The 21,282-nt window shown below is 56.3% G+C and carries 22 protein-coding genes; 11 read left to right on the forward strand and 11 right to left on the reverse strand.

Translation table 11 applies throughout. The features are described from left to right. Positions 1-4 precede the first annotated feature (4 nt). From GOX61_RS19360 to GOX61_RS19375, 4 genes are all read right to left on the reverse strand, one after another. A complete protein-coding gene (locus tag GOX61_RS19360; protein WP_170336396.1) occupies positions 5-994 on the reverse strand; it encodes an adenosine kinase in 990 nt (329 codons plus the stop codon). Continuing rightward, positions 991-1,635, reverse strand: a complete 645-nt coding sequence (nth, locus tag GOX61_RS19365) for an endonuclease III (RefSeq protein WP_155146386.1) — start codon at positions 1,633-1,635, stop codon at positions 991-993. Before nth ends, GOX61_RS19360 begins: the two co-directional genes overlap by 4 nt. Before the next feature lie 97 nt (positions 1,636-1,732). After that, positions 1,733-2,377, reverse strand: coding sequence for a cysteine hydrolase (locus GOX61_RS19370; protein ID WP_170336397.1), 645 nt, complete (start codon positions 2,375-2,377; stop codon positions 1,733-1,735). A 1-nt stretch (position 2,378) separates the two neighbouring features. Then, positions 2,379-2,828 carry a MarR family winged helix-turn-helix transcriptional regulator gene (locus GOX61_RS19375; protein ID WP_170336399.1) on the reverse strand — a complete coding sequence of 150 codons (450 nt, stop codon included), beginning with the start codon at positions 2,826-2,828 and terminating at the stop codon, positions 2,379-2,381. A 120-nt stretch (positions 2,829-2,948) separates the two neighbouring features. On the opposite strand from GOX61_RS19375, the gene GOX61_RS19380 reads away from it, so the two are divergent. From GOX61_RS19380 to GOX61_RS19390, 3 genes are all read left to right on the forward strand, one after another. Beyond that, a complete protein-coding gene (locus tag GOX61_RS19380; RefSeq protein WP_170336401.1) occupies positions 2,949-3,800 on the forward strand; it encodes a methylated-DNA--[protein]-cysteine S-methyltransferase in 852 nt (283 codons plus the stop codon). Between the two features lie 76 nt (positions 3,801-3,876). After that, positions 3,877-4,752, forward strand: coding sequence for a cation diffusion facilitator family transporter (locus GOX61_RS19385; RefSeq protein ID WP_217353933.1), 876 nt, complete (start codon positions 3,877-3,879; stop codon positions 4,750-4,752). A gap of 173 nt (positions 4,753-4,925) precedes the next feature. Then, positions 4,926-5,360, forward strand: coding sequence for a glyoxalase superfamily protein (locus GOX61_RS19390; RefSeq protein WP_170336405.1), 435 nt, complete (start codon positions 4,926-4,928; stop codon positions 5,358-5,360). A gap of 58 nt (positions 5,361-5,418) precedes the next feature. On the opposite strand, the gene GOX61_RS19395 is transcribed toward GOX61_RS19390, so the two are convergent. Then, positions 5,419-6,858 carry an aldehyde dehydrogenase family protein gene (locus GOX61_RS19395; RefSeq protein WP_170336407.1) on the reverse strand — a complete coding sequence of 480 codons (1,440 nt, stop codon included), beginning with the start codon at positions 6,856-6,858 and terminating at the stop codon, positions 5,419-5,421. Positions 6,859-7,077: 219 nt separating this feature from the next. On the opposite strand from GOX61_RS19395, the gene GOX61_RS19400 reads away from it, so the two are divergent. Next, complete coding sequence (locus GOX61_RS19400; RefSeq protein WP_155146372.1) at positions 7,078-7,728, forward strand: peroxiredoxin; 651 nt, start codon at positions 7,078-7,080, stop codon at positions 7,726-7,728. 97 nt (positions 7,729-7,825) lie between these two features. Here GOX61_RS19400 and GOX61_RS19405 read toward each other — a convergent pair whose 3' ends face one another. After that, positions 7,826-8,515 carry an outer membrane protein gene (locus GOX61_RS19405; protein WP_170336409.1) on the reverse strand — a complete coding sequence of 230 codons (690 nt, stop codon included), beginning with the start codon at positions 8,513-8,515 and terminating at the stop codon, positions 7,826-7,828. 343 nt (positions 8,516-8,858) lie between these two features. Here GOX61_RS19405 and GOX61_RS19410 point away from each other — a divergent pair, with 343 nt between their 5' ends. From GOX61_RS19410 to GOX61_RS19420, 3 genes are read left to right on the forward strand one after another with little or no spacing between them, the layout of a single operon-like run. Beyond that, entirely contained in the window at positions 8,859-9,167 is a 309-nt protein-coding gene (locus tag GOX61_RS19410) for a hypothetical protein (RefSeq protein ID WP_170336411.1), read from the forward strand. Between the two features lie 59 nt (positions 9,168-9,226). Further along, positions 9,227-9,955 carry a HupE/UreJ family protein gene (locus GOX61_RS19415; protein ID WP_170336413.1) on the forward strand — a complete coding sequence of 243 codons (729 nt, stop codon included), beginning with the start codon at positions 9,227-9,229 and terminating at the stop codon, positions 9,953-9,955. A gap of 16 nt (positions 9,956-9,971) precedes the next feature. Further along, positions 9,972-10,592: a transmembrane anchor protein gene (locus GOX61_RS19420; protein ID WP_170336414.1), complete on the forward strand. Its 621-nt coding sequence runs from the start codon at positions 9,972-9,974 to the stop codon at positions 10,590-10,592. A 119-nt stretch (positions 10,593-10,711) separates the two neighbouring features. On the opposite strand, the gene GOX61_RS19425 is transcribed toward GOX61_RS19420, so the two are convergent. Continuing rightward, positions 10,712-11,623 (reverse strand): PLP-dependent cysteine synthase family protein, encoded by a 912-nt coding sequence (locus GOX61_RS19425; protein WP_170336416.1) that lies wholly within the window; start codon positions 11,621-11,623, stop codon positions 10,712-10,714. Between the two features lie 122 nt (positions 11,624-11,745). Here GOX61_RS19425 and GOX61_RS19430 point away from each other — a divergent pair, with 122 nt between their 5' ends. Beyond that, positions 11,746-12,123, forward strand: a complete 378-nt coding sequence (locus tag GOX61_RS19430; protein ID WP_170336417.1) for a winged helix-turn-helix transcriptional regulator — start codon at positions 11,746-11,748, stop codon at positions 12,121-12,123. 15 nt (positions 12,124-12,138) lie between these two features. On the opposite strand, the gene GOX61_RS19435 is transcribed toward GOX61_RS19430, so the two are convergent. The 3 genes from GOX61_RS19435 to GOX61_RS19445 form a co-directional block, all read right to left on the reverse strand. Further along, positions 12,139-13,158: a Hint domain-containing protein gene (locus GOX61_RS19435; protein ID WP_170336419.1), complete on the reverse strand. Its 1,020-nt coding sequence runs from the start codon at positions 13,156-13,158 to the stop codon at positions 12,139-12,141. 208 nt (positions 13,159-13,366) lie between these two features. After that, on the reverse strand, positions 13,367-15,517 hold the full coding sequence (gene pnp / locus GOX61_RS19440) for a polyribonucleotide nucleotidyltransferase (protein ID WP_170336420.1): 2,151 nt from the start codon (positions 15,515-15,517) through the stop codon (positions 13,367-13,369). A 227-nt stretch (positions 15,518-15,744) separates the two neighbouring features. Next, a complete protein-coding gene (locus GOX61_RS19445) occupies positions 15,745-16,632 on the reverse strand; it encodes a hypothetical protein (protein ID WP_170336422.1) in 888 nt (295 codons plus the stop codon). A 252-nt stretch (positions 16,633-16,884) separates the two neighbouring features. On the opposite strand from GOX61_RS19445, the gene GOX61_RS19450 reads away from it, so the two are divergent. From GOX61_RS19450 to GOX61_RS19460, 3 genes are read left to right on the forward strand one after another with little or no spacing between them, the layout of a single operon-like run. After that, a complete protein-coding gene (locus GOX61_RS19450) occupies positions 16,885-18,258 on the forward strand; it encodes a metal-dependent hydrolase family protein (protein WP_170336424.1) in 1,374 nt (457 codons plus the stop codon). A gap of 45 nt (positions 18,259-18,303) precedes the next feature. After that, complete coding sequence (locus tag GOX61_RS19455) at positions 18,304-19,068, forward strand: DUF3299 domain-containing protein (protein WP_170336425.1); 765 nt, start codon at positions 18,304-18,306, stop codon at positions 19,066-19,068. Next, complete coding sequence (locus tag GOX61_RS19460; protein ID WP_170336427.1) at positions 19,065-20,246, forward strand: carbohydrate porin; 1,182 nt, start codon at positions 19,065-19,067, stop codon at positions 20,244-20,246. The genes GOX61_RS19455 and GOX61_RS19460 overlap by 4 nt, the downstream gene beginning before the upstream one ends. 9 nt (positions 20,247-20,255) lie before the next feature. Here the strand turns inward: GOX61_RS19460 and GOX61_RS19465 are convergent, their stop codons facing one another. Continuing rightward, positions 20,256-21,158, reverse strand: coding sequence for a LysR family transcriptional regulator (locus GOX61_RS19465; RefSeq protein WP_170336429.1), 903 nt, complete (start codon positions 21,156-21,158; stop codon positions 20,256-20,258). Between the last annotated feature and the right edge of the window lie 124 nt (positions 21,159-21,282).

Consider the following 21,282-nt stretch of genomic DNA (forward strand, 5'->3'; position numbering starts at 1 on the left):
CCGCTTACAGCAGCCCTTCTTCGCGCAGCAGCTCCAGCATGTTTGCTTCGGGCCGTGGGCCAATGTGGCTGATCACTTCACGGGCACAGGCATTGCCGATACGGGCGCAGGTTTCATAGTCGCGGCCTGTGGCCATTCCGAACAGGAAGCCGGCAGCGAACTGATCGCCTGCGCCGGTTGCATCCACCGGTACAACCTTTTCCACTGCCACGTCGATGCGCTTGCCTTCGTTCAGAACGGTCACCCCGTCACCGGAACGGGTGCAAACAACCAGCGGGCAGATCTCACCGGTTTTGGCCAGTGCGTCCTCCAGATCATCGGTTTCGAACAGCGATTTGATTTCCGCTTCGTTACCGATGACGAAATCCAGCTCGTTCTCAATCAGCAGCAGGAAATCGACCCGGTGGCGTTCGACGCAGAACGGATCGGAAATCGCGATGCCCGCCTTGCCGCCGCCCTTGTGGCAATTGCGCGCTGCCTCAAGAAACGCGGCTTTGCCCTTTTCCTTGTCGAACAGGTAGCCTTCCAGGAACATGATCTGGCTGTTGCCTGCCACATCCCCGGACACGTCCTCGGATGACAGTTCCGAAGAAATCCCCAGATAGGTGTTCATCGACCGCTCACCATCGGGCGAGACAAAGATCATCGAACGCGAGGTTGGCAGCTCGCCGCCCGGCACCGGTGGGTTCACAAAATCAACACCGTCTTCATTCATCGCATCCGCATAGAACCGACCCAGCGCATCGTCATGCACGCGGCCGATAAAGGCTGCATCCAGTCCCAGCGCACCGGCACCCGCAATCGTGTTGGCAACCGAGCCGCCGGGCGTCTGCACCCGTGATTCCATCGAGGCATACAACACTTCGCCGCGTTCCTGCTCGATCAGCTGCATGATGCCTTTTTCAATGCCCATCAGCTCCAGGAAACTGTCGTCGGCTTGGGAAATCACGTCCACAACGGCATTCCCGATGCCCGTCAGCTGGTAAGTTTTCATAGGTTTTTATCCTCAAATTCGCAAAGATCGCGGATGATACAGGTGGGGCACATCGGTTTGCGTGCCTTGCAGTGATAGCGGCCATGCAGGATCAGCCAGTGATGCGCATGCAGCTGAAAATCGGTTGGTATGTTGTCCTCGATAGCGCGTTCAACAACGTCGACGTTTTTACCGGGACAGATACCGGTGCGGTTACCGACCCGAAAGATATGCGTGTCTACTGCCTGCGCCGGATAATGCCACCACATATTCAGAACCACGTTGGCGGTTTTTCGCCCGACGCCGGGCAAAGATTGCAGGGCGGCACGAGAATTAGGGACTTCACCGCCGTAGTCTTCGACCAGAATGCGGCTCAGCTTGATGACATTTTTGGCTTTCTGACGGAACAGGCCGATGGTCTTGATATGTTCGATCAGACCCTCTTCGCCCAGATCCAGCATCTTCTGCGGCGTGTCAGCGATTTTGAACAGTTCGCGTGTCGCCTTGTTGACACCCGCATCGGTCGCTTGCGCTGACAGCGCCACTGCCACGACCAGGGTGTAGACGTTCACATGATCAAGCTCGCCCTTGGGTTCCGGGTCGGCCTGTTGAAAGCGTGTAAAGATCTCGCGGATCGTGTGGTAGTCGAGTTGTTTAGCCATCCAGCACGGTATGCCCTGCCGGATCGCTGCTCGCAATTGAAAAGGCCGGGAATTGGCAACACGAATGGCTGAGTGTTGGGTGGCTGCTATAGGAGTATCACGCCGATAGCCCGCGGAGTTCCGCCCCCTTTACCTCCAGTTTCTCTTTAACCTTCGCCCAATGTGCTGGATTGGCTGCCAGAACAGCTGTCGGATCGATGTGTACCCGATAGCCCCGGTTCAGCGCCCCCTGCGCTGTCTTGTTGACGCAATGGCATCCATCAAGTCCGGTCAGGATCAGGGTTCCGATCTGGTTGTCTTCCAAAAACTGCTCAAACGCGGTCGAGGAAAAGGCATCGCCTACGGTTTTTACAAACTCCGTATCCGCATTCAGTCCGAGGCGCGGATCGGTCTCGATCCCGGCCGACCCTTCATTGCCACGCCCCTGATTGAACCAGCCGTTCAGCAGGTTCGCCAGCTTGCCCTTGAAAACGTGCCGAATGGCGATCACGGGCATCCTGTCCTCGCGGGCCTGCTTGACGGAGTCTCTTATGTTCGAAATTGCTGCATCCAACTCAGCGGCATCCCATCCGGGTGCCGAGGTGAAGTCAGTCTGCATGTCGATCACCACCAGCGCTGTTTTCGGGCGCACGGCCAAATCAATTGCCGGTCCTGTTGTGGGTGTACCGATCCTGCGAATTTCAATGAGAATATAGAGAACCGCGATCACAATTCCGGCGACGATGATCCAAAGAACCGACATCTCATACCTCCTCAGCCAGATCGGCAAAAAACCGTGTGAGCGCCAGTTGTACCTTATGGTAAGTCGCAAGCTCTTCGGGAGAGAAGTCTTTGGAAAAACTGGCCAGTTTTGACATCTCATCTGCTCGGATCGCGGTGATGATGTCTTGGCCTGTGGGTGTCAGCCGATAGCAGTAAGAACGCGCGCGCTTGGGGTTGGCGCGACTGTCGATCAGACCGGCCTTCATCACTTCCTGCAGGATGCGCGCGACGTATTGCCGTTTCAGCTGCAACTCGGTGCATAACTGCGGGGCTGTCGCTCCGGGGAAAAGGGATAGCCCCTCAAGGATGGCACGTTGTCCTACAGTTACGCCTTCACGATTGCTGCCGCGTTCAACCGCGGCGGTGATGTTGCGCAGCAGGGGCCGCGTGGCCTGAACTGCCTGATAGAGCTGATCCAATGAATGTCCCATGCCCTTAATCTAGATAGGCGCAAAGCGATTCGTCAACTCAGTTGACAAATATATGCGCAGGTTCCGGGTCGCGGCATTGGTCAGGGCGAGGTAATGTTTATGTAAGCGAAGAGGTGCAACATGAACGTACAGAACCCAGAAACCGGCTATCACTACAACGTCATGCGGCGCGCGATCGAGTTGATCGATCAGGGCGGTGAAACGCTCAGCCTTGATGAACTTGCACGTCAGATGGATATGAGCCCTGCGCATTTTCAGCGGCTGTTCTCACGCTGGACCGGAGTTTCGCCAAAGCGATATCAGCAATACCTGACCCTTGGGCATGCCAAGGCGCTGTTGCGGGAACGGTTCACGACTTTGGAAACCGCCCACAATGTGGGGCTGTCCGGCAGTGGACGCCTGCACGATCTGTTTCTCAAATGGGAAGCGATGAGCCCCGGCGAATATGCCCGCAAGGGCGAAGGCCTGACCATCTATTGGGGTTGGTTCGAAAGCCCGTTCGGCCCTGCATTGGTCATGGGCACCGACAAGGGTATCTGCGGCATGGCTTTTGGTGCGGAAACTGGCGAGGAAGAAGCGATGGAAGACATGCTCTCTCGCTGGCCCAAGGCCAGATTTGTCGAAGACCCGATGCTTCTGCGACCATGGGTGCTTAGTGCATTCGGGGCAGAAAGTGAAAGGTTAGAGCCTACACCGCTCTTTCTGATCGGCTCACCGCTGCAGATCAAAGTGTGGGAGGCGTTGATGCAAATACCATCGGGCCAGGTCACGACATATTCCGAGATCGCCCAGCGAGTGGGATCGCCACAAGCCGTTCGCGCGGTGGGCACGGCGGTCGGGCGCAATCCGGTCAGCTGGCTGATCCCCTGCCATCGCGCCTTGCGCAAATCCGGTGGCTTGGGTGGTTATCACTGGGGGCTGCCCGTCAAGCGTGCGATGCTGGCCTATGAGGCAGCGCAGGCCGACGCATAGGCGTCGGCTGAAAAAAGCCGCCCCCAAGCCTGACCCTTGTGGTAGACGATAGGGGATGACGCAAGAAATTAGGCTGATGTCTCAGAAGTTTGCCGCCTGGTCCATTCCGGTGTCCCTTGCCGTGTTGCTGCTGAAGCTGTTGGCCTGGTGGCTGACTGGCTCGGTCGCGCTGCTTTCGGATGCGCTCGAGTCCATTGTGAATGTTGCGGCCGCACTTCTGGCCTATTTTGCGGTGCAGATTTCGGGCCGACCACCGGACAAGAAACACCCTTTTGGGCATAAGAAGGCCGAGTATCTCTCGGCCGTTGCTGAAGGGACGTTGATCGTTCTGGCGGCGTTGTTGATCATTCGCGAGGCTGTCTCGGCGCTGCCATCTCCGCATTTGGATCATGCTCCGATGATCGGAATAGCTGTCAACGCCGTCGCGACCTGCATCAACGGCGCTTGGGCTGTCATTCTGCTGCGCGTTGGAAGACGCGAGAAATCGCCCGCGCTGGAGGCCAGCTCAAAGCACATTTTCACCGATGTCATGACCTCTGTCGGGGTTGTTGTGGGTCTTCTATTTGCGCTGGCTACGGGCTGGCTGATCCTTGATCCGATTATCGCCATTCTGGTCGCTCTGAACATCCTTTGGGAGGGCTGGAAAGTCATTCGTTCCTCTGTTGACGGGCTCATGGATGCCTCATTGTCTGAACAGGATCTGCAAACCGTTCGCGCAGCGATCGATGCCAATCTCGGACCCGCGCTGGAGTATCACGATCTGAGGGGTCGCAGGTCAGCAAGCGTCATTTTCGTCGAGTTCCACCTTGTCGTAGCCGGCGATATGTCAGTGGCTGCTGCTCATGACATCTGCGACGATATCGAAGAGGCGCTGCTGAAAAAATACCCGGGGTCGGTATTTGTAATCCATCTCGAGCCGGATTCTGAGCTGAAGGCAGCGGTGGCCAATTGACAGTTCGTGTGACCGATGTCAGGAATTGCGCAGGTTCGGGAACCCTGCCGTTCGCGGTCGTTGGCCATGGTGAAACCCGATTGAACTAACATCTGATGCCCCATTTCTGGCGCGCGGATGGCAATGCGAACACCGTCCAGACTTCGCGCCCGTTAAAGGAAACGAGGCAAAGAATGGCAAATACGAAAAACATCGCTTCGATTGAAGAATTGAAGACGCAGGCGAGGCGGCTGCGTGAACGACTGCGCGGCGCTGGTGTTAAGCTGTCCCACAGCGAGGCGCTGGAAACAGTTGCGCATCAGCATGGTGTAAAGGACTGGAATACGCTGCATGCAATGGCGGGCAACCGGATGCGGCTTCGGGTCGGCGACCGGGTCGAGGGCCGCTATCTCGGACAGTCTTTTTCAGCAGAAATCCGGGGTTTAACCATGATGGGCGACGGCTCTCATCGACGCATAACCCTGCATTTTGATACGCCGGTAGACGTGGTTCAATTCGACAGTTTCTCGGCGTTTCGTCAGCGTGTTACGGGCGAAATTGGCTGGGACGGCCGATCCACCCGGCATACATCGAACGGAGAGCCACAGCTGATCGTGCGACCTGCCTGACAGAAAAAAGCGAGGCACGAAACCGTGCCTCGCCTTAGATCATCAGCAAGCGGAATGCTTACTCTGCAGCCCAGCCGCCAACCGCTTTGACCTCAAGAAAGTCTTCCAGACCCCAAAGGCCGCCTTCGCGCCCGTTGCCTGACTGTTTCATACCGCCAAAGGGTGAGCCAGCCGCGCGGGACTGGCCATTCATCTCGACCATGCCCGAGCGCAGATGCCGTGCCATCCGATTGGCGCGTGCGCCATCCTGTGTCTGGACATAGTTGGTCAGGCCGTAAGGGGTGTCATTGGCAATCTCGATGGCTTCCTCTTCGGTGTCGAAGGGGATCATGGTCAGAACCGGGCCAAATATCTCTTCGCGCGCGATGGTCATCTGATTGTTCGCATCGGCAAAGACGGTCGGACGTACATAATAGCCCTTGTTGAGACCTTCGGGGCGTCCGGTGCCACCTGCAACCAGACGCGCACCTTCATCGATGCCCTTTTGGATCAGGTCCTGAATCTTGCCCCACTGCACCTCGTTCACGACGGGACCGATATGGCGACCTTCGTCCTGAGCGGGGCCAACAGCAACTTTGTTTGCAACCTCTGCCGCAGTCTCAACAGCCTGATCGTAGATCGGGCGCTGCACCAGCATACGGCTGGGTGCGTTACAGCTCTGGCCGGTGTTGTTCATCATGTGCAGAACACCCCGCTTGACCGCCTTTTCATCGGCATCGGCAAAGACGACATTCGCACCTTTGCCACCCAATTCCAGATGCACCTTCTTCAGCGTATCGGCTGCATTCTTGGAAATCGCGGTTCCGGCGCGGGTCGAACCGGTGAAGCTGACCATATCCACATCGGGGTGCCCCGAAAGCTGCGAACCAACGCCGGCACCGTCCCCGTTCACCAGATTGAAGACACCGGCGGGGAAGCCTGCCTCATCCATCATCTCGGCAAAGATCATCGCGTTCAGCGGGCTCTGCTCGGATGGTTTCAGCACCATCGTGCAGCCTGCGATGGCTGCTGCACCGACCTTGAGCGTGACCTGATTCATCGGCCAGTTCCATGGCGTGATCAGCGCGGCAACACCTACGGCTTCATAAATGATGCGGTCGTTGGGGGCATGATCCCCCAGCGGGCGATCGAACTGAAACGCCTTGGCTGCTCGGATGAAGTTTTTCAGATGCCAGGTCCCGGCACCAACCTGCTGTGTACGCGACATGTTGATCGGCGCGCCCATTTCCAGCGACATGGCCTGCGCTAGATCTTCGGCGCGGGTCTGGTAGATTTCGATCAGCTTTTCCACCAGCGCGATACGCTCTTCCACTGGCGTTTCCATCCAGCCGGGCAGCGCTGCCTTGGCGGCGGCGACCGCAGCATTCGTATCAGCTTCGGCCCCCAGAGAAATCACGGCACAGGGCTCTTCGGTCGACGGGTTGATTACCTGGAAATCATTTGCCGCCGAGGGGGCGACCCATTTGCCGTTGATATAGAAATCGCGTTTTTCGATCATGGCTCATCCTCCGGAGCAGAAATCAATCGACCGATCGGTCGGTTTTCTAGGGCACTCTGTCACCCGACCCGATGCGGGGCAAGTGGGAAATCATAATTTGATCAAATTATGTATCTGCCAAATCTTCTGACAGAGCAACATGAATGGTTTAACCTCTGCGCAAAGTGATTAGGTTGGCATCAACCGACTCGGAGTTTTTCACAGGAAAGGAGATTCCTAATGGGTTTGCGCATCAACGATACCGTCCCGAATTTCACCGCTGAAACGGATCAGGGCACCGTTCAGTTTCACGACTGGATTGGCGACAGTTGGGCCATCCTGTTCTCGCACCCCAAGGACTTCACCCCTGTCTGCACCACCGAGTTTTCGGCCGTTGCACAGTTGAACGACGAATGGGCGGCGCGGAACACCAAGGTCATTGGTGTGTCGGTCGATGGTGTCGAGGACCACAAGAAGTGGAAAAAGGACATCGAGGAATACGGCAAGGCCAACCCCGGTTTCCCGATTATCGCTGATGATGGTCTGGCCGTGTCGAAAGCCTTCGACATGCTGCCGGCCGAAGCCTATCTGCCCGATGGCCGTACGCCTGCCGACAGCGCCACTGTGCGCTCGGTCTTTATCATTGGCCCGGACAAGCAACTGAAACTGTCGATGACCTATCCAATGACTGTTGGTCGGAACTTTGCCGAAATCCTGCGCGCGCTGGATGGTCTGCAGATGAGCGCCAAAGGTGTCGCGACGCCGGCAAACTGGGTTCCGGGTGAGGATGTAATCATCCCGCCGACCGTCTCGAACGAAGACGCCAAAGAGAAATTTGGCGAGTTTGAGACAATCTTCCCCTACCTGCGCAAGACCAAAGCGCCTGAGTAAGGGTTAAACCCTTCTGAAATTCCGCGTGCCCTGATCCTTCAGATACAGGGCACGCGGGTAGAGGAAACGGAACCGAGACGTTTCCCCTGTGCTGCGTTCAGAAGCTGTAGCGCAGACCGAAGTTCACGCTGAACGTATCCAGATCATCCTCAACCGTGCCGGTCGACGCTCCGTTTGGTGCCAGCCGTTGCGAGGACACATCGAAGGCACGGGAATAGCGGGCATCGACGGTAAACGCGGTTGAGCTGTTGATTTCATAGGCCACACCCGCAATCAGCTGTGCCGCAAAATTGGTGTCGCTGTCATCCAGTGCTACGCCGGGTCCATAGACAAAGTTCAGATCAGAATAGGTGGCGCCCAGACCAAACCCGGCAAATGGAGTGACCTTGCCGCTCTGTTTGAAGTCAAACAGCACGTTGGCAAACAACGAGGTCTGGCTGACATCGCCCGACACGTTGCCTTCGGGCGCCGGGCCGTTGCCCGAGAAATTCACACCATCCACATCATTGTCTCGATAGGACAGTTCCAGCTCGATCCGTGTGCCGACATTGTCGTTCGACCATTGTGGTATTTCCTTACCTATGGCCAGGCCAAGCCCGTATCCACCATCAAAATCCGTATCGACCGACTGAGTCGCAGCGCCGATTGTGCCCGAGAAGTCGCTGTCCTGCAGTTGGCTGTATCCAATAAAGCCCTGAATATAGGCGCCGTCCGACAGGCTTTGGGCGGCCAATGCCGATGCGCTCAGCGTCAGGGCGGCCGATGTCAGGAGAAGACGAGTAACCATAACTGTGTCCTTTGTTCCGAATGGTGCATGGCGCACATGTGGGAGAGAGGGCAGCAAAAGGAAGGCTCCGGGCCTTCACGCCGGGTCACTCTTAGTTGGCGCTGCGTGAGCGAATAAATTCTGCTCGTGAATTGTCCTTTGCTTTGCCGCCAACCGGCAGTCATTCGCCACCTGCAGTGCGGCATGGTGGTTGATGCCAATTTAGGGATTGCTCTGAAATTCCAAACGGGGGTAGGTCAGGTTGAGGGCAGGGGTCTCAGCAAGGCCGATGTAAGAGCTTAAAGTGCAACTGGAACCGGGCAAAGATATCAGGAATTGGACGAGACGGGTCTTCGTTTCGGTTATGGCCCTGTCACTGCTCGTCTGGTCGCTGGCCCCGTCGTTTTCGCACCCAACAGATTTTCTGCTGACCGAAGCCCGTGCTGAGGCTATTCACGACGATCACGGGCATTCACATGGCGACAGCGTCGATCGTTACTGGTCGTTGCACGGTCACAGTCATGATGTGGCCGATCACGACCACAGCTCGGCCATTCTGATCCGCAATGGTTCGGCCCTGCCGGTTACGGAGTACCGGCTGGCCGGGGTTCTGGACCCGTTCGTCGACCCACCCAATCCGGTTTATCGGCTCGAACGACCTCCGCGCGTCTGATCTGTCCCGCCCTATGGCGGGCTCAAAGATCATTCCTACAAAAAAGCGGAGATATTCTCATGCACGCAGTCCAAAGGGGCTGGGGCGGGTTGGCGATGCGCCAATCCCTGCTTCTGGCAACCCTTATCCTTGCGGCGCTCGGGTTCAGTGCAACCTATGCCGCCGCGCATAATGTAACCGCCGGTGATGCCGGCTATATCCAGCAGATCTGGGGCGTCAAACTGATCCCCTTTGCCTATCTTGGCGCCAAGCACATGGTGACGGGATATGACCATATCCTGTTCCTGTTCGGAGTCGTGTTTTTCCTGTACAGGGCCAAACACGTCGCCACCTATGTCAGCATATTTGCCCTTGGGCATTCCACGACCATGCTGGCAGGGGTTTACTTCGGTTGGAACGTCAACGCCTATATCGTTGACGCGATCATCGGCCTGTCCGTCGTCTACAAGGCGTTGGACAATCTGGGCGCTTATCAGCGCTGGTTCGGGTTTCAGCCAAATACCAAGCTGGCGACGCTGATCTTTGGGTTTTTCCACGGCCTCGGTCTGGCGACCAAAATCCTTGATTATGACATTCCGCAGGACGGGCTGCTGCCCAACCTTCTGGCCTTCAATGTCGGGGTCGAGATTGGCCAGATGCTGGCCCTGGCGATGATCCTGATCGTCATGGGTTTTTGGCGAAAGTCCCCGTTCTTCTGGAAACACGCCTACACGGTCAACGTGATGATGATGTCAGCCGGCTTTGTCCTGATTGGCTATCAGCTCACCGGCCTTTTCACCACAACCTGAATTCGCGGAGAAACACATGTACAACTCTGAAAAACCTTCCCCTGAGGAGCTGCCAAGCTCGCAGCAACTCATTCGGTCCACCATTATCGCCGCGATTGCGGCCGTGGCCATTCTGATCACCATCGTTTTGCCAGCAGAGTACGGTATTGATCCCACGCGGATTGGCCGGGTTCTAGGGCTGACCGAAATGGGTGAGATCAAGACCGAACTGGCGGATGAGGCCGCCCGGGATGCACAGGCGGCAAGTGACGAGCAATCGAATCTGCTGCTGGATATCATGGGGGCCTTTGTTGGGGCCGCCTATGCACAAGAAAGCACTGAGCCCTGGTCAGACGAATTTTCATTCACCCTGACACCGGGCGAAGGGATCGAGTGGAAGTTGGTCATGGAAGAAGGTGCCGTCGCAGAATATGAGTGGGTCGCCGAAGGTGGGCGCATCAACTTTGATCTGCATGGCGACAATTCGGATCAGTCGATCAGCTATGAAAAGGGCAGGGGCAAGACCGACGACCGCGGCGATCTGGTTGCAGCCTTTGATGGCAATCACGGCTGGTTTTGGCGCAACCGGGACAAGCAGGACATCACGGTGACCGTGAAACTGCGCGGTGCCTACAGCGATCTGAAACGCACTTACTGATCAGGATGCCCCGGCTCAATCGCGAGTCGGGGCAACCACGGGCTTTGGCTCGATACCTCTCAAGTGAAATCATCGCATGTCGACGGGCCAGACGCTGCCCGGTTCAGCATCATGGCTGACTAGCCGTGCAAATTGTCTTTCAAGTAACGCAGACCGGTGTCGATGATCACGGTCACCACGGTTTTACCCGGTCCAAGTTCCCGGGCTTTTTGTAGGGCTGCCCAAATGTTCGCACCGGACGTAACCCCGCCAAGCAGACCCTCGCTATGGGCCAGCGTTCGGGCGCCCCAATAAGCGTCTTCATCCTTCACCGGGATAACCGAGTCGATAAGGTCCCGGCGTAGTATCGCAGGCACAAAGGAAAGCCCGATCCCTTCAAGCTTGTGCGTACCGCCCGTATCCCCGCCCGAGATGTTGCGGACATGGTAGGGTTCGATCGCAACGATTTCGGTCCCCGGATTGTGGGCTTTCAGAACCTCGGCATTGCCAGAGATACAGCCACCCCCTCCGGCAGCCATGACAAAGGCATCGATTGGGCGGCTGGCCTGTGTCAGAATCTCCTGCGCCATGCCGTGGTAACCCAGCTTATTGTCCATGTTGTTGACCTGATCCGGCCAGAATGTACCGGGTTCGCCGGTCAGTTCCTTGGCCCGTGCGATCATCCGGTTGATCACATCGGCAGTCAGCACACCGCCTTCTGCATGAACAATCTCGACTCCGGCGCCAAAGGCCCGCATCGTCTGTAGCTTTTCTTCGGAAAACCCGTTCGAGGATACAAAATGCGCCTCATAACCGCGCGTTGCGCAAACCATTGCAAGCGAACTTCCGGTGCTACCGCCCGTATATTCGACGACGCGCCCTCCGGGTTTCAGTTCACCGCGCCGTTCTGCGCCTTCGATCATCGACAAGGCCATACGGTCTTTCATGCTGCCCGTCGGGTTTGCCCCCTCCCACTTAACATAGATGTCGGCGTGATCCGGTCCGGTCAGACGGGTCAGCTTGATGAGAGGTGTGTTTCCGATGGCGAGCATGATCAGGTCTTTCGAAGGTGAGAGTAGTAACTTCCATAAATTAAGTTACTATTTACATCAAGCTTCCATTTTTTAAGTTACTAGAGTAAACCGATGTGTGCATTGCCTGACCAGAGGATGACATGACTCAAGCCGATCATGAATTTCGCTCCCGCTGCTCCATTGCGCGCAGTCTTGAAATCCTGGGAGATAAATGGACCCTTCTGGTGGTGCGCGATCTGATGTGGCACGGAAAACATACGTTTCAGGAACTCCAAAACAGCGAAGAACATTTGCCGCCGAACTTGTTGTCCCAACGTTTGAAACGACTGATGGAATGGGGATTGGTCGAGCGCGAGGCCTATCAGGACCGGCCTGTTCGCTATCGATATCAACTCACACCCCGGGGACGAGAGTTGGAGCCTGCCTTGTTGCAGATCATGCGCTGGGGTCATGCGCATTTGGGTGGCGGACTTTATGATCCAGACAAAGGTGCCACAGTGGCAAATGCTTCCTACTAAGGTCGCTTTGTACGGCTATGAAAGCCTGACAGCCTCTGGCGCGGTGCAATCAGCTGACAGCCCCACTGGAACCGACAGCTCGGATTGCAGCGCGCGTACCTCATAGGGTTTCAGGACCGGCAGCACAGTCGGACCGTAACTCTTTGCATTCAACGTCAATTCGGGGAAAAGCTCGAAAAGCTCGCGCCTGGTTGCAGGTGAAACCGCACTCATCGTGGTGTCACCGGGATAGAATGACTCAGACCAGACGCCTTCAACTTTGACCAGCTCGTGACTGTCGAACAGCAGATGGATGTATATGACATCCTGATCGGGTGGCATCTGCGTGATATCCCGGCCATCGACCATGCCCTTTGCAGGGGCCAGCATCATGCTGTCGGCATAGTACAACTCCATCGACGCGGATGTGACCGCGATCCGATGTTGAGGCGAGACAAGCAAGTCGCGCTGGGGGCAGCCTTTGGAAAAACTGTTTGCCCGAATGCGAATGGGGCAAAGATGAGAGTCGATCTTCAACTCATGTGCTGACAAGCGGCGTTTGCCGACCCAGCGCAGGGGTTTGCAACTGCCATCAGCGGTTACCACGTGGTCACCGGGTTTCAGTGTTTCTATCCGGCGCAGACCTGTCGGGGTTAGGATTCTTGAGCCAGCAGTGAAACATACGAAGGTGGGTATGGTGTCGTATTCGGTTGGCGGCGCAGTAACGATCGAGTTGTTGGTATTCGCAATCGTGTCCCCAACCGACACTTCGCCAGAAGTGACGACGACATATTGGGGATTTGAGAACTGAAGCAGCGTAAAGGTGACCGGATTCCCGCCGACGTTGCCGCTGTAAGTCTCAAACACCTGAAAGTTCGTAGAGTTGCCGATGAACCCGGGTACACCGCTGACATCAAGCTGCGGATTTCCATCCGCATCCGGGTCTTCGAGGCTGTCATCAGTATCGATGATTTCGACCTGATAAGCGTTCAGCACTACGACATTGGTGTTACTCAGAGGATCGCTGTTGATCTCGTAAATTGTGATAAATTCCATGGCTGAAAGTCATCCAATCACAACAAGAGGTTAAATCTATAATGAAATGATACACTTTTTGCGTGTGTCTTCATAGGGACTTTCACCGCTTGTTGAGTGCAGCGTGATCTGCAGACGTGCAGTACAGCTAAGTCGCGAAAGGTCGTGCTGGCACAAAAAAGGCCCCGGTGTATCCACCGGGGCCTTCATCAGTCAAAAGGTGGGCAGATTATTCTGCGCCTTCCTCTTTCTTTTCTTTCTTCTCGGGAACGATCTCTTCGCCGGTTTCCTGATCGACAACTTTCATCGACAGGCGCACCTTGCCGCGGTCGTCAAAGCCCAGCAGCTTGACCTTTACTTCCTGACCTTCCTTCAGAACATCCGACGGGTGGTTCAGGCGGCGGTTTTCGATCTGGGACACGTGTACCAGACCATCGCGCTTGCCAAAGAAGTTCACGAAGGCACCGAAGTCGACGATCTTGACCACTTTGCCGGTGTAGACCTGACCTTCTTCTGGCTCGGCCACGATCGAATAGATCATGTCATAGGCCTTCTTGATCGATTCACCGTCGGGCGAGGCGATCTTGATGACGCCGTCGTCGTTGATGTCGACCTTGGCACCCGAGGTTTCCACGATCTCGCGGATGACCTTACCGCCCGAGCCGATCACTTCACGGATCTTGTCGGTCGGGATGTTCATGGTCTCGATGCGCGGGGCGTGGACCGAGAATTCGTTGGTCTCGGACAGGGCTTTGCCCATCTCGCCCAGAATGTGCATCCGGCCTTCTTTGGCCTGTGCCAGAGCGGTTTCCATGATCTGCGGCGTGATGCCTGCGACCTTGATGTCCATCTGCAGCGAGGTGATGCCGTTCTCGGTACCTGCCACTTTGAAGTCCATGTCACCCAAGTGGTCTTCGTCACCCAGGATGTCGGTCAGAACAGCGTAATCACCGTCATCTTCAAGGATCAGACCCATGGCAACACCGGCAACCGGAGCTTTCAGCGGAACACCCGCATCCATCATCGACAGCGAACCGCCGCAGACAGAAGCCATCGAGGACGAGCCGTTGGATTCAGTGATCTCCGACACCACACGGATGGTATAGGGGAAGTCGGTCGGTGCGGGCAGAACAGCCTGCAGCGCGCGCCATGCCAGCTTGCCGTGACCGATTTCGCGGCGACCGGGCGAACCAACGCGGCCAACTTCACCAACCGAATACGGAGGGAAGTTGTAGTGTAGCAGGAAGTTCGATTTGAAGTTGCCGTGCAGTGCGTCGATGAACTGTTCGTCGTCACCGGTGCCCAGCGTGGTCACTGCCAGCGCCTGTGTTTCACCACGGGTGAACAGGGCAGAACCGTGCGTACGCGGCAGCAGTGAGGTTTCAGCATCGATGGCACGGACATCGGTGGTCGAGCGACCGTCGATGCGCTTGCCGCCTTTGACAACGTCGCCGCGCAGGATGCCTGCTTCCAGCTTTTTCATCGCCGAACCCAGGTTGCCGTCTTCCAGCTGTTCCTCGGTCAGCGCTTCCTTGATCGCTTCCCGGGCAGCGGCAACAGCGGCGGTGCGCTCTTGCTTGTCGGTGATCGCGAAGGCGGCGCGCATCTGCTCTTCACCGGCGGCTGCAACGGCAGCGTACAGTTCCGAATAATCGGGCGCTTCGAATTCAAACGGCTCTTTGGCGGTTTCTTCGGCCAGATCGATGATCAGGTCCAGAACCGGCTGGATCTGCTCATGCGCGAAGTTCACGGCGCCCAGCATTTCAGCCTCGGACAGCTCGTAAGCTTCGGATTCAACCATCATCACGGCGTTCTTGGTGCCAGCAACAACCAGGTCCAGACGCTGTTCCGGGTTCAGGCGCAGGTCCTGCATGTCGTCCACGGTCGGGTTCAGGACATATTCGCCATCCACGAAACCAACGCGGGCACCTGCGATCGGACCACGGAACGGTGCGCCCGAGATGGTCAGGGCAGCCGAAGCGGCGATCATCGCAACGATGTCAGGGTCGTTGACCAGATCGTGGCTCAGCACGGTGCACATCACCAGAACTTCGTTTTTGAAGCCGTCAACGAACAGCGGGCGGATCGGACGGTCGATCAGACGCGCGGTCAGCGTCTCTTTCTCGGTCGGGCGCGCCTCGCGCTTGAAGAAGCCACCCGGAACCTTACCGGCGGCATAGTATTTCTCTTGATAATGCACGGTCAGCGGGAAAAAATCCTGACCGGGCTTTTGTTGCTTGGCAAAGGTTACGTTCGCCATGACGCTGGTTTCGCCCAGCGTGGCAATCACGGTGCCGTCGGCCTGGCGCGCAACTTTGCCAGTTTCCAGTGTGAGCGTCTCTTCGCCCCACTGCATCGATTTCTTAGTTACATCAAACATATGCGTATCCTAGATGGGAGCACTCCCGGCCCTCCGGGTCTCCCGTTTGCATGGCGGCCCCATTGCCGCCGACCCCAATTTATCTTCCATTCGAGTGCCGGGGTCAGGGCACAACGTCTCAGATACCGCGCGCATACATGAGAATGGGCCGAATTAAAAGAGGTCTCACTTTCGTGGGCGATCATCAGCCTCGACAGATCGAAAATCAGCCGAACACCTGCCCAAACTCAAAACGACCGCTCGCGAGATTTGCGCAGCGCGCGAATGTCAGTCTCAGTTTCAGGGTCTGTGGGTTGCACTGGTTTCCTCTGGGCCTCGGGGCTTCCGTCAAACTTCAACAGGGCCAGAGCCGATGCCGACCAGATCCACGAATTCAGCCACAAAAGCCCGGCTAAGGCGGCTATGCCTTGGAGTATGATATCCAGGTCAAAATCCGGCAAAGCCTGCCCCGTAACGATGGAAATTATGGATACGACGAGTGGTAGAACCGCGAACAGAAGCGTTAACAGTTCAAAATAAAACTGCAGGAAGAAAGACACGAAAAAGATGCAGAACAGCGGCAGAAAGCTGCGTCCGAGGCCATAAAAGAAACCATTGCTTGGCGTTCTGTGGCCCGCTTCTCTGGCAGCATTTGCCAGCGGCACCGCCATGATGGCGTAAGTAACCGTCAGAACCACGACGACGACGGCTATCTTGATGCTCACCGCGATCAAGGCAAAGGCAACTTGGGTGGATTGCGGTGTGTTCTTGAACGCATCCAACGAAATGGGTACGCCGACCTGCCACATGGCGACCAGAACAGCGATGGCGTTAGCAAGCAAGACCAAACCGCCCACCACGACAAAAAAGAAGACCCCGTACATAAACGAGTTCAGTGCCAGAATCTTGAAGTCAGTCTGGCGTAAATCACCCTTTACTGCCAACGCCACGCGAATGCCGAACAGGCTGATGAACATGGCTGTGACTGGTCCGCTGACGTAGCTTGCGAAGCCGAGTGTAACGATACCCAGTACAGCCCAAACCACAAACGAAGCGGCGCTGATCAGGATCACGGGAACAACCATTCGCGCAAAAACGCCAAATGACAGAAGTAACGAACTGAATATAAGGGTCATTGGTAGGCGCCTTTGAAAGAAGGGTGGTACGCACGCCAGACGGCAATCCGGTCCGGCCGACGGTTTTATAAGTTTTGAGCAATAGCCTGAATGATCGAATTCTTGTTTTGCGGGAATCTACCTAAAGGAGATTTGTTTGCAAGATCAACCAAACCCGAAGTTGGTGAAGCGCTACCCTTCTCAACAGTAAAATTAACATATGGAATTTTGAAAATATGATCTACCATCCGATCAGGGATCGGAGGGAGTGAGATGAAAGCACGTGCAATCGGACTTGCGTTTGGCCTTTTGGCATCCGCCGCTGCGGCACAGGATGCGCCTGAACAAACGCTGTTCACCAATGTCCATGTTTTTGACGGTTTAAATGAACAACGGATTGAGAATGCAAGCGTTCTGGTCGAAGGCAACCTGATCAAGACCGTTTCGACAGATGCGATCGATGCGCCGGATGCCACGGTGATTGATGGTGGTGGGCGCACCCTGTCACCGGGTTTTATCGAAACACACGCTCATCTGATGCTGATGGGGCCAAGCATTCCCGCGATGGAGGCAAATGCCACTTGGGAAGACTTTGGCATCCACGGTACCCGCATGGCCGAGATGTATCTGATGCAGGGTTTCACGACCGTGCGGGATGCCGGTGGTGCAAACGGCGGATTGCGACGGGCAATTGATGCAGGCCAGATTCTCGGCCCACGCTATTATCCCTCTGGCGCATTTCTGGGCACGCGTGGTGGTCACGCAGATTTCGCCAGCTTCACCTCGCCACCCGGTGCCTCGACCAATTTCGGACGCCTGAACATGGCGCAGGAGGTGGACAGCGTTGCGGATGTTCAGAAGTTTGGTCGAAACAATTTCCGCATGGGTGCAACCCAATTAAAATACATGCAGTCAGGTGGTGTGGTTTCGGCCTTTGATCCGTGGCAACTGCTGGCCGGTTCCCCCGAGGAAATCGAGGCCGCCGTGCAGGTTGCGAATGAGTATGGCAGCTACGTGATGGCCCATTCCTATCGGAAAGAAGCGATCATGAATGCCCTGAATGCGGGCGTCAAAAGTATCGAACACGGGTTCTCTTTCGACTGTGAAATCGCGGCACTGATGAATGAGAAAGGGGCTTATATCACAACTAATCTGACGGCCTTTGATCCCGGTCTTCTGGAAATCCCCGCAGTAGCAAGCGTTCCTTCGAGCCTTGCCAAGGCCAAGTCCGCGTCCGAAACCTTTGCCGGGTATATCGACAACATGCGCGAATGCCCCGTCAAACGCGGTTTCCAGACGGATTGCGTCGGCTCGGTCGAGGCGTGCAATATTCAGATTGCCTATGAAAAGAAGCTCAACAATGATTTCTTCGGGCCTCTCACTTCGATGGTCACTTTGACCTCAACAGGGGGTGAAATCGTTGCACTGTCCGGTGACTTCATGAACCCTTATCCCGCAGGCAAGCTCGGCGTGATCGAAGAGGGGGCTTATGCGGATATCCTGCTGATTGACGGCAACCCGCTCGAGGATTTCTCGGTCGTGGGAACAGGCGATCAGTGGTTTGGTGCCGATCCAAGACCCGAAAGCCCGGAAACGATCCGACTGATCATGAAGGATGGCGTGATCTACAAGAACACGCTGCAATGATCTAAGGTGGAACTGCCGCAATACGCGATGCGACGGAGAACGCAGATGAAAACCCTGTTTCGGCTGATCACGATGGCTGCGCTGCTTTTGGCGGGGCAGGCCTCTTTTGCCGCGCCAGGTGTCGCGCTGGACTGGTCCGATCTGCCCGACCCGTCTGTGCAGGTCTTTGAGGATCCGTATCGCGACCTCAGTCCGGAACAGTTTGATGATCTGCTGTTTGTCGTCCGGCTGCGGGGCAGGTTGGCTCAGGATATCGGCAGCGCGGAAGAGCGGCAGAAGTGGCAGGAGTTGCTGACTGAGACCGAAGAGGCGCTGGCGGCGGATGATATCGATGTCGACTGGCTGTTGGACCAGCGGCAGGAGGTGACCGAGCGCCGCAAGAAAGCCGGAACCGCAGGTAACCCGGAATTTGATGGTCAGACCATTACGCTTGCGGGATTTGCCATTCCCGCCCCGCCTGATCCGGATGGTCAACCGGTCGCCTATCTGGTGCCCGAACGTGGCATGTGCAGCCATATGCCACCCCCACCACCCAACCAGATGATCCGGGTGCGTCTGAACGGTGACTGGGCGCCCGCATACTTTCACGAACCCGTGCGTCTTACTGGGCTGCTTACCATCGATCCCACGGATCTGAAAATGGTCGTCGTTGACGGGCTGATGCCGATGCGCGCGACATTTCAACTGAATGCAGACAGCGTCGAGACACTTGAAACCCGTGGTGATCAGCTCGAGTGGACACAAAGCGTCGCCGACCGCCTTCGCGCTGCGGGCAATCGTAAAACCGGCGGCCCTAAGGTTTCTGAATGATCCGGTCTCTGGCCCTTGCACTGCTGTCGTTGTTGTTTCTCGACAAAGCGGTTGCGCAAGGTTTATCCGGCCCATCCTCGGTCGAAGCCGAACTTGAACCCGGCGATGGGCTTACCGATCCGCAATACCGTTCCGATTTTCCGCGTAATATCGCCCCCGGCTGGTTCGCTTGGAAAGATCGGCTGGCTGAAAGTGGGTTCCGTTTCAACATCGACTATCTGGCGCTGGGCCAGGCTACAAATGCAGATATTGGCACTGGTGAGGCTGCCAGCGGTATCGCCCGGCTCTACGGCAGTTGGCAGGCCACCGAGAGGGGTTCTTTGACCTTCAAGATCGAGAACCGACACAGCTATACCGAGGTCGCACCGCAATTTCTGGGTCTGAACGGTGGCGCACAATCGATCACCGGAACGGCTTTTAATGACAACGGGTTGCTGCTGACCAACCTGTTCTGGACCCAGCGGGCTGCAGACGGATCCTGGACGTTGCAGTTTGGTCAGATCGACGTGACAGACTTTGTCGATGTTTACGGTCTGGTCAGTCCCTATAGCGGGTTTCAGAACCTCGCATTCAACACCAACCCAACTATCAACGCTCCGAATCCGGGGCTGGGGATTGCGGGGGGTCTCAAGCTCAGCAGTAATTTCTACGCTGTGGCCAGCGTCGCGGATGCCAATGCAGATCCTTCGGACCCGAATTTCGATGTCTTCAGCGACGGAAACCTCTTCAAGTCACTCGAAATCGGATACACCTCGGGATTTGATCGCATCTATTTCGACAACGTGCACCTGACGCTCTGGCATGCAGATGCTGCCGATGATGGCAGTCGTCCCGAAGACTATGGTGGTGCATTTTCTGCCGCGTGGTTCGTGGACAACAAATGGATGCCCTTCATTCGTGCAGGCGCAGCCAAGGGAACGGCTGCTCTGTATCAGCGCTCGGTTTCGGCCGGTTTGGGATATTACGGGCGCAATACCGATCTTGCCGGGCTGGGCCTGAACTGGGCAGAGGCACGCGGGGTCGATGGGGATCAGTTTACGCTCGAGGCGTTTTACCGGTTCTCGATTTCGCCCGGCTTGCAGATCACGCCGTCGGTACAACTCATCTCAAACCCGCTGCTCAACCCCGATCAGGACAGTATCGCCCTGTTCGGATTGCGGACCCGGATCGTGTTCTGAGCCTGCCTCTCACATCGCCAGCTTGCGTAATTGCTGCCACAACAAATCTACGGCCGGCTGATCCAGATCGGTTTTTCGGGCAGCGCAAATATTCCATGTAATCTGCGGCTCGGTTTCGATCAGTTTTACCGAACCGGAAGAGGCCAGTTCGCTGAACGTCTCAGGCATTCCACCAACCACGAAAGCACTGTCATCCAGCAGCGAGGCCAGAAAGGCATAGTCGTCACTTTCGATCTGGGGCAGAGTTCTGACCTTTTGTGCCGCCTCTTCGTTCCCACCCAGTGCCTTGGTCAGTGCCGCGCGCCAATGTTTGTGCAAATGTGGTGAGGCAAAGGGATACTCAAACACGTCACGCAATTTGCAAACGGGGGCGTCGTGCAGCGGATGACTGACATGCGCAGCAAATACCACGGCGCGTTTTTCGAACATCATCAACTCGATGTTTTCGGTTTCCGGCGTATGGGTCAGATCGCCCACATAGATATCGATTTCGCGGTTCTCCAGCATCTCGATCGGCGCTTGCCGGGCACTGACCGACACACTGACCCGTAATCCCGGAGAGACCTGCAGCGCTGCTTGCATCGCAGGTTTGATCAGGGTCCGGGGTGTCAGCGGCCCGCACCCTATCCGCACGGCTTGTCCCGCATCTGATCGAATATTCGCAATCTGCAGCTCGCAGGTCTGAAGTTCCGACTGCAGTTTTCGGGCAATGGGCAGAAATTCCTGCCCCTTGCGTGTCAGACCACTGTTGCCACGCTTTCGGTGAAACAGGGGAAACCCCACTTGGTCTTCCGCCATTGCGACATAGCGTGACAAAGACGCGTTCGACACGCCCATGCGTTTGGCAGCGTCCTGAAAGTTACCGGTATCGGCAAGATTCAAGAAGGCGGACAGGGATTTCTCATTCAGCATCGCGGTCTCGAAAATTTCAGATTTCGCGTATTACGTTTCAGAATTTGCAAAAATGTAAACCCGCATTGCGAGATGAACGAGCCTGCCGCTAGGAAATATCTAATCTGGCCGTTTGGTCATTTTT

The sequence above is a fragment of the Ruegeria arenilitoris genome, assembly GCF_013030265.1.
In the GTDB taxonomy this organism is placed as follows: domain Bacteria; phylum Pseudomonadota; class Alphaproteobacteria; order Rhodobacterales; family Rhodobacteraceae; genus Ruegeria; species Ruegeria arenilitoris_E.